Source organism: Xenorhabdus szentirmaii DSM 16338, from assembly GCF_002632585.1.
GTDB lineage: Bacteria > Pseudomonadota > Gammaproteobacteria > Enterobacterales > Enterobacteriaceae > Xenorhabdus > Xenorhabdus szentirmaii.
Map to the genome: position 1 here is coordinate 991,984 of NZ_NIBV01000002.1, position 7,122 is coordinate 999,105.

The 7,122-nt window shown below is 43.0% G+C and carries 6 protein-coding genes and 2 pseudogenes; 2 read left to right on the forward strand and 6 right to left on the reverse strand.

Features of this window, described 5'->3' with window-relative positions; translation table 11 throughout:
• Positions 1-74: 74 nt before the first annotated feature.
• The 3 genes and pseudogenes from Xsze_RS23495 to Xsze_RS22230 form a co-directional block, all read right to left on the reverse strand.
• Positions 75-869: a DUF2345 domain-containing protein gene (locus tag Xsze_RS23495; protein WP_456303179.1), complete on the reverse strand. Its 795-nt coding sequence runs from the start codon at positions 867-869 to the stop codon at positions 75-77.
• A pseudogene (locus Xsze_RS23500) lies at positions 803-1,553 on the reverse strand (contractile injection system protein, VgrG/Pvc8 family); the annotation flags it as partial. The gene Xsze_RS23495 and the pseudogene Xsze_RS23500, both read right to left, overlap by 67 nt.
• Complete coding sequence (locus tag Xsze_RS22230; RefSeq protein WP_038240271.1) at positions 1,543-1,782, reverse strand: hypothetical protein; 240 nt, start codon at positions 1,780-1,782, stop codon at positions 1,543-1,545. The pseudogene Xsze_RS23500 and the gene Xsze_RS22230, both read right to left, overlap by 11 nt.
• A 396-nt stretch (positions 1,783-2,178) precedes the next feature.
• Here Xsze_RS22230 and Xsze_RS14595 point away from each other — a divergent pair, with 396 nt between their 5' ends.
• The gene (locus Xsze_RS14595) at positions 2,179-2,658 is read left to right on the forward strand and encodes an Hcp family type VI secretion system effector (RefSeq protein ID WP_038240273.1); all 480 of its coding nucleotides are present in this window, start codon (positions 2,179-2,181) and stop codon (positions 2,656-2,658) included.
• A 112-nt stretch (positions 2,659-2,770) separates the two neighbouring features.
• Positions 2,771-3,001 carry a hypothetical protein gene (locus Xsze_RS14600; RefSeq protein WP_141557204.1) on the forward strand — a complete coding sequence of 77 codons (231 nt, stop codon included), beginning with the start codon at positions 2,771-2,773 and terminating at the stop codon, positions 2,999-3,001.
• Positions 3,002-3,183: 182 nt separating this feature from the next.
• Here the strand turns inward: Xsze_RS14600 and mgtE are convergent, their stop codons facing one another.
• The 3 genes and pseudogenes from mgtE to Xsze_RS14610 all read right to left on the reverse strand — a co-directional run bounded on the left by mgtE (position 3,184) and on the right by Xsze_RS14610 (position 6,928).
• A complete protein-coding gene (gene mgtE, locus Xsze_RS14605) occupies positions 3,184-4,647 on the reverse strand; it encodes a magnesium transporter (protein ID WP_038240275.1) in 1,464 nt (487 codons plus the stop codon).
• Positions 4,648-4,786: 139 nt separating this feature from the next.
• Positions 4,787-5,022 (reverse strand): annotated as a pseudogene (locus Xsze_RS22815) (IS1 family transposase); the annotation flags it as partial.
• A 232-nt stretch (positions 5,023-5,254) separates the two neighbouring features.
• Positions 5,255-6,928, reverse strand: coding sequence for a cyclic peptide export ABC transporter (locus Xsze_RS14610; RefSeq protein ID WP_038240278.1), 1,674 nt, complete (start codon positions 6,926-6,928; stop codon positions 5,255-5,257).
• Between the last annotated feature and the right edge of the window lie 194 nt (positions 6,929-7,122).

The following is a 7,122-nucleotide window of genomic DNA, read 5'->3' on the forward strand; positions in this document are numbered from 1 at the left end:
CCCCCTTTCTAAGGTAGGTAAGAGTATTTGTTGGTGTCTTTAATTAATCCATGTTGAACAGAAGCACAACTTTGTTAGCTTTTGGGGGTAAGAATAATTTTCAGCCCCTCAATCGTTTCTGATTCAACCAGTGTTGTTTGGCCTTCACTGTTGGTTATGCCCTCAATGATGCGCCCGTCTGGCATATGCAATTCATGACTTTGATTGGCAACCGGTTTTCCCGTGAGTGGATGGTTGATGATAAACCGTTCATTAAAACTCTCTGGTGTAAATGATTGCATGGCGTTTTTCATGCTTTCTGCATCCAGTTTTTGGATGCCTCCGTTTTTCACCAGCAACGCCCCCGGTCCGCCGATTTCTACATTTCCGCCGGTGAGTTTAATAAATGCACCACCACACATTAATGTGAGTTCATCATTCGCTGAAATGACCGTTCTTTTTCCGCTGCTGATGTGAGTATCTTGTGTTGACCAAGTGGCGATGTCTCCGCCTTGTGCCTGAATATTGATATTGCCTTTGGCTGAAAATAGTCTGGCGCCCAAACGGGAGAAAAAGCTCATGATCCCGCCCGTTGCCAGTGTAAATCGTTTGGTTGCGCCAATATCAAGCTGCTTGCTGGCTGTCAGGGTCTGCATCTCTATCAATGCCTCTGCCAGCTGAGATTGGGCAGATCCCATATCCAGAACTTCCCCTTGCGCCGATGGTTGTTTATCAGCGCTGATAAACAGGCCCTTGCCTGCACGGATGGCACCCCAACTGTCACTGCGTAATTCGAAACCTTCTCCCCACTTTTCTTGATCGGGCTGGTAATACGGGCTGTCAGGGTTCTGCTGATCACCGGGCGTGACTTTAGTGGAGGTCGCCAGCACAAGGTTTCGCTGAAAAGAACGGCCGTTATTTTGACTTGTAATGCAGTCGCCCGACAGGCATTGAAACGCAGGTGCGTCAACAAAATGGGAGACTGAAATACATTGGGCAATGTTGAGGGTATTGTTGGATCTACTTGGCCGGTCATCAGCGTTGGATCGGTACTTTGGGCATATAGCAGGGTTTGGCGAGACAAGAAAACGTTCATGATCAAGCCAGGCCCAAAAGTTGGCGGTTTCCGGTTCGGGCTGAAGTTTATCACCTGTCGTTAAGTGGCGGGGTTTATAGTAGGTTACGTCACCATAGGTAATGTCTTCACCATCGCCTCTTGTCATGTCTGCCTGAGCGGAATTGAGAATATGTTGCGCAGTACGGTAGTTATAATCTTTGGTTTGAACTGAGCTTTCGACAACTTGGCGTCGCAGGGTCAGTCCCCAAATAGAATCCTGCCCGTTATCGCTCATGCCTGATGGCGTGTTGAAGGGCAAATTTTTATCAAATTCATAGCAGCGCTGCTTGTCACCAAAGTGAATGACTTCTGTTTGTGTATCGGGTTGTAAGCGGAAAGTATAGAAAATACCCACTTCTGACAATAAGCGTTCAATAAAATCACGGTCACTTTCGTTAGCCTGATTAATTTGTTCCCGTTTCGGGTAGGTATTCTTGAGGTTAAACTCAAATTCCCAGCAGAGTACGCCCAAATGCTCCCCATGAGTCCAGAATCGTATACGCTTCATTTTTGGTCAACAACATAATGTGTTGTTGATTTTGTTGTGACTCGAATTGATATTGAATTGGCCTTTCAATAGGTGTTGATGGGAAATAACAAACTCCTGGCGCATTATTCCATAATGAAAACTTCTCACCATTGGGGTTAAAGTAAGGATCATAATAATGACTATTGCTTCTTTTCATGGAGTTAACTTCCTGTTTTATGAAAAATCAAAGAACAATACCGAAATGAGTATATTTATATCAAAGAGAGTTATTATTGCACAATGAGTGTTACGGCCGTTAATTTTTGTGTGCGAAATAAAAAGAGGAATATCATAATGTACTGCGATGTCTTTGGGTTTTTATAATAAACGGAAATATTTTTATTTTATTTGAAAGTGGGTGAAATATTATTTTGATAAATAAAGAATTGTCAGTATTTTATTTTTAGAAGGAATTGCTGGTTAGTATAGTGAGTTGCCACTGTTGAGAATATGGATTTAAAAAGAAAAATACCTACCCAACTTTCAGCATTTGAAGCTATATTAGTATAGCATTATCATATGTTATGAACCTTAACCAAAACAGGAAGTTATTATGGCAAATATGATCTACTTAACGTTGAAGGGTGATAAGCAAGGGTTGATTTCACAAGGTTGTTCTTCTATTGAATCCATTGGCAATAAATATCAGATTGGTCATGAGAATGAGATATTTATATTAAAGCTGCATCATTCCATTCACAGAGAACAAAATGTCAACCATAGCCCAATTGTTTTTATAAAACCGCAAGATAAATCATCGCCATTATTGATGATGGCAATTTCAGATAATGAAACGCTGAACCTTAAATTTGATTTTTATCGTACTGCCCAATCGGGTTCACAGGAATTATATTATTCCATTGAATGCCGTGAGGCGACAATTATTGAGTTGTCCCCCAATTACCCGCATAGCGTGAACCATGCGGAAGCACAACCAGAAGAAATTGTTTCTATCAAATATAAAGACATTATTTGTCGTCATCATATGGCGGGAACTTCGGGTTATAGCGTTTGGGATGAAAGAGTATACTAAGAATTAAAGAGTTATGATAAGCATGGGAGCCTACTAAGTAGGCTCTTAGATAAATATGTAATAAGTAGTTTAGAAAGTAAGGCAACTTATTTTCTGTTGGGAGTGAGGAGTCGTGCTTGCTATAAGAAATTTAATGAAAATATTCATTACTTTCTTCTTGCTATGCGAGAGTGCATGGGCTTCAGGAGGTCATAATTATTCCATGGATTTGCAGGAATATATCGACAGTGTGGAGTATTGTCAGTATTTTTCAGGTAAATGGGATACTAATCTGTCCGATGAACACAAAAAAGAGATCGAAGATGGTGTTAATGAATATTGCACAAAAGCAATAGAATTATAGAAAATACTCAGTGAAAAATACAAAGGCGACAATAACATATTAAAAATAATGGAGGATGATATTCTTTGAATGGAGAGCATTATAATTGGCTTTCATAAAATAGATGATTTTTTTTCAGATGACTGGCGGTTGTTTAAGGAAAGAGCTTTGAATTTAAATTCTGTCAATCAAACCAAAAATCATTAAACCAAAAACAGGGTCGCCAAGCCCAGAAAAATAAAAAATCCACCGGTATCGGTAATCGCCGTAATCATCACGCTGGAACCAATTGCGGGATCTCTTCCCAGTTTCATCATAATGAATGGGATCAACACGCCCATTAATGCGGCCATCAGCAAGTTCAGGACCATCGCCATTGCCATCACACAGCCCATCGCAAGCTCACCATAAAGCAGATAGGTGATGATACCCATGATGCCACCCCAGATAATACCGTTGATAAATGCAACACCAAGCTCCCTTAATAGCAGATAAGAGAAACTGCCGGTTTGAATTTGATGAAGAGCGAGTGCGCGAACGATCATGGTAATGGTCTGGTTTCCGGTATTACCGCCAATGCCCGCCACGATAGGCATCAGGGTTGCAAGAGCGACAAGTTGGGAAATGGTGTGTTCAAACAACCCAATGACTCTTGATGCCACAAAAGCGGTACACAAATTTATGGCAAGCCATGCCCAACGGGTTTTAACTGTTTGCCCAACGGGGGCAAACACATCTTCTTCACGGCTCAGCCCTCCCATGCGGCGAATATTGGTGTCGGTTTCTTCACTTAAAGTATCGACGATATCTTCAACGGTCAGACGTCCCATCAAACGCCCGTTGCTGTCTACCACCGCAGCCGAGATTAAATCGTAACGTTCAAATGCACTGGCCGCATCTTCACCTTTTTGTTCTGGTGAGAAAGTAACGGTGTCTGTGTTCATGACGTCGGACACTAATTTATCCGGTGCATTGATTAACAAAGTGGTAAGTGAAAGTTCTCCCTGAAGACGATTTTGACGATCAATAACAAAGATCTTATCGGTTGCCTCAGGAATAGAGCCTCGTGAGCGTAAAAAACGTTGAACGGTGCTGAGAGTGACATTTCCCCGTACCGTCACAAACTCAAAATCCATCATCTGGCCGATACTGTCTTTATGGTACTGCAATACTTCACGAATGCGGTTGCGCTGGCTCGGCTCAAGATAAGTCAGTAAACGGCGAGTGGTGTCCTTGGGCAGATGTTCTGCAATGTAGGCCTGTTCATCCACATGTAATGTACCGATAGCGCGTAACAGTTCAACATCAGACATGTTTTTGATCAAGTGATCCCAGACCGGAATGGAGGCTTCGACCAAAACTTCACCGCGTTGATTAATATCAACCAGTTTCCATAACGCGAGACGTTCATCATAGGGCAGGGCTTCTAGAATGTCGGCAATATCCGCAGCATGAAGATTGAGCAAGAGCGCACTGACTTCTTCTATTTTTTCTAATAACGGGTCGTCATTGAGGGCGGATGAACTTTCGATTTGCTCCAATAATGTATCGACAAATAGCTTGTCGTTTATGAAAATCGAGAGCAGGCGTTGACGGGCATACGCCAGTTTTTGGGAATATTGATTGGCCGCCGCCGCATTATCAGGTGTAAAGACCGGTTGTAGCATGATGAACCTTTAAGGCAGAAAATACAGGGCAAAATCGGATAAACGTAATATCAGATAAACACAATATCGAATTAACGCAATAACATAACTGCGACAATATAACCCTAATGAGGTTGCGCATTCAATGCGTTGATTGATTCTAAATATAATATTCTCTTTCGATAAAAGTACCGATAATTTTGTCATGCATTTCTGGTGGTTATTTCTGGCAATTTTGAATAATCGGGTGCTTTACGCTTCAATCGCTTAATCCGATGACGTAGAGTCAGATTTTCACGCTCGATATATTATGTGAAACTTTCCGATAAAATGCATATTCGTCGGTAATGGATTGTAAGAATTGAAATTATCTGCACACCAGAAAGCTGCGTTGAATCAATGACGTCTGGCCGCTGTACAGCAGCGTTTCAATGTACCAATGATCAGTATCGCACGCAGGGTAAAACCATCCGGCTTATGTTCTATACGACCATGATCGCTATCCGTGTTTGCGTTCTGATGTAATAAGCCCCGTAAAATCTTTCGTCGACAAATGGGTGGCGTTTTACAACTATCACAGGCCACAAGTGGCTTGAAAGGTAAAACGCCTGATGAAATCCCTGTAAAGTTATTGGGCCATTACCCCTTGCTCCTTATTGACAAGGAGTCGACCACTTTCCAGCTTGATACAATGATCGGCCAAGTGAAAGAAACGATCGTCATGGGTGATAGCCAGTACGGCTTTACCGCGCGCCGCCAATTCGGGTAATAATTCCTGATAGAATACCGTCTTAAACAGCGGGTCCTGATCAGCGGCCCATTCATCGAACAGATAGAATGGTCTGTCTTCCAGATAGGCAACCACCAGAGCAAGACGTTTTCGTTGTCCCTGTGACAAATCGCGAGTTGAGAAACAGCCATTTTCAATCTTTACCTTATTATCCAAATGCAGTTTAGCGAGTAATGCATTAGCACGTGCATCCAATGTTGAATCGGTATCGCCCAAACCTATCAATGTTTCGAAGAGATGGAAATCGGAGAAAACCGCCGAGAATAGTTGACGATAGTTGGCTCTGTTGTTGTCAGTGATCACTTGTCCATCAACGGTAATTGTGCCGTTTTCTGGTGTATAGAGCCCGACCAGTAACTTGGCGAGAGTCGTTTTGCCACTGCCGTTACCGCCGATCAAAAAAGTAATTTCACCTCGTTTTAGTTTTATATCGATTGGGCCGAGTTGGAATACCTCATCTTCCTGCTCCCGGTAATAACTGTGGGTAAGGCCAGACAGGTGCAATAAAGTCGCTTCACCGAATTCATTGGCAGAAATCTGCTGTGTAAATTGGTCTTGCTCATTCAGTTCTGATAATACATTTCCGATGCGATTCAGTGATACACGTGCCGCATTCAGTGCTGGAATACTGTTTAACAAACCGTCTAAGGGCATCAACATAAACAGAAATATAATCACATAACCAGCGAGTGTCGTGACTTCAAGGCCCGGTATTACTGCCGGGGCGAATATTACCAGCCCCAAAAACACATAGAATAAAAAGAGTATCCAGCCAGCACCAAAAGCATAAACACCGAAAGCGCGGGTGCGATGCTGGCGCACTGAGTCAATTTCATGACACAGGGAGTGAGTGAAGAAAGCCTGAGTACGTGAGAAGTGTAACTTTAATTCTTTTGCGCCAGAGAATAATGCGTTGAAATGGTTGAATAGGCGATCTTGTGCTTTGCCCGCTGCGTTGAATGAGTCAATCGCCTTGGTTCCGCCGAGGCTATAACCGAGTGAACCAATGATGACTATAGCCAGCGCCAAGAAAAATACGGGCCACGACAACCAGGCCAGATAACTCAGGCAGCCCAAGACAATTGAACCCTGCATCACGATATTGGGCAGGGTGAAAAATAACAATGAGACATTGGTGGCATCGTCAGTGATGATGGATTGAGCGCGGGAGGCACCCAGTACCTCAATCTGGCGGAAGGGCGCACGGGCAACACGTTCTGAGATGAGTTCGCGCATCTTTGCCATCGTATTCTGGCTCAGTTTAGCGAAAATCACGCCACTCAGTATGCGGCAGGCAATAGCCAGCACAGCCAGAATACCGAAATACCAAGCAAGCGAGGAATAACTATCGTTAGAGGTTGTCACTGCCTTATTGATTAATGTGATCAAAGAAACGCTGGAAATGCCATTGGCAATGCTGGCAAAAACGGCAATGGCAAGTGCCCAGCGTGAACGGTACAACAGTGAGAATAAAATCTGATGGGCCGATTGTTTAATGTTCGAAGTGTTCATTTATAATCCATAAATGCTGTACGTAATCTGGCGTTAAACATAATGTATTCATCCCTTCTGGCGGGTGGCGCACTAAACCGCATCTAGTCCGGGAAAACAAATTTCCATACCATGACACCTGAAAACCAGATTGATAAAGGGTGAGAAAATGCCAGCCCCGTAAGGCTGGCTTAAGGTAACAAAATTTGGTTACT

Excerpts from the sequence above, each read along its gene's own strand:
- Xsze_RS22230 (WP_038240271.1), bottom strand. The coding sequence starts at position 1,782 with ATGAAAAGAAGCAATAGTCATTATTATGATCCTTACTTTAACCCCAAT.
- Xsze_RS14610 (WP_038240278.1), bottom strand. The coding sequence starts at position 6,928 with ATGAACACTTCGAACATTAAACAATCGGCCCATCAGATTTTATTCTCA.
- mgtE (WP_038240275.1), bottom strand. The coding sequence starts at position 4,647 with ATGCTACAACCGGTCTTTACACCTGATAATGCGGCGGCGGCCAATCAA.
- Xsze_RS14595 (WP_038240273.1), top strand. The coding sequence starts at position 2,179 with ATGGCAAATATGATCTACTTAACGTTGAAGGGTGATAAGCAAGGGTTG.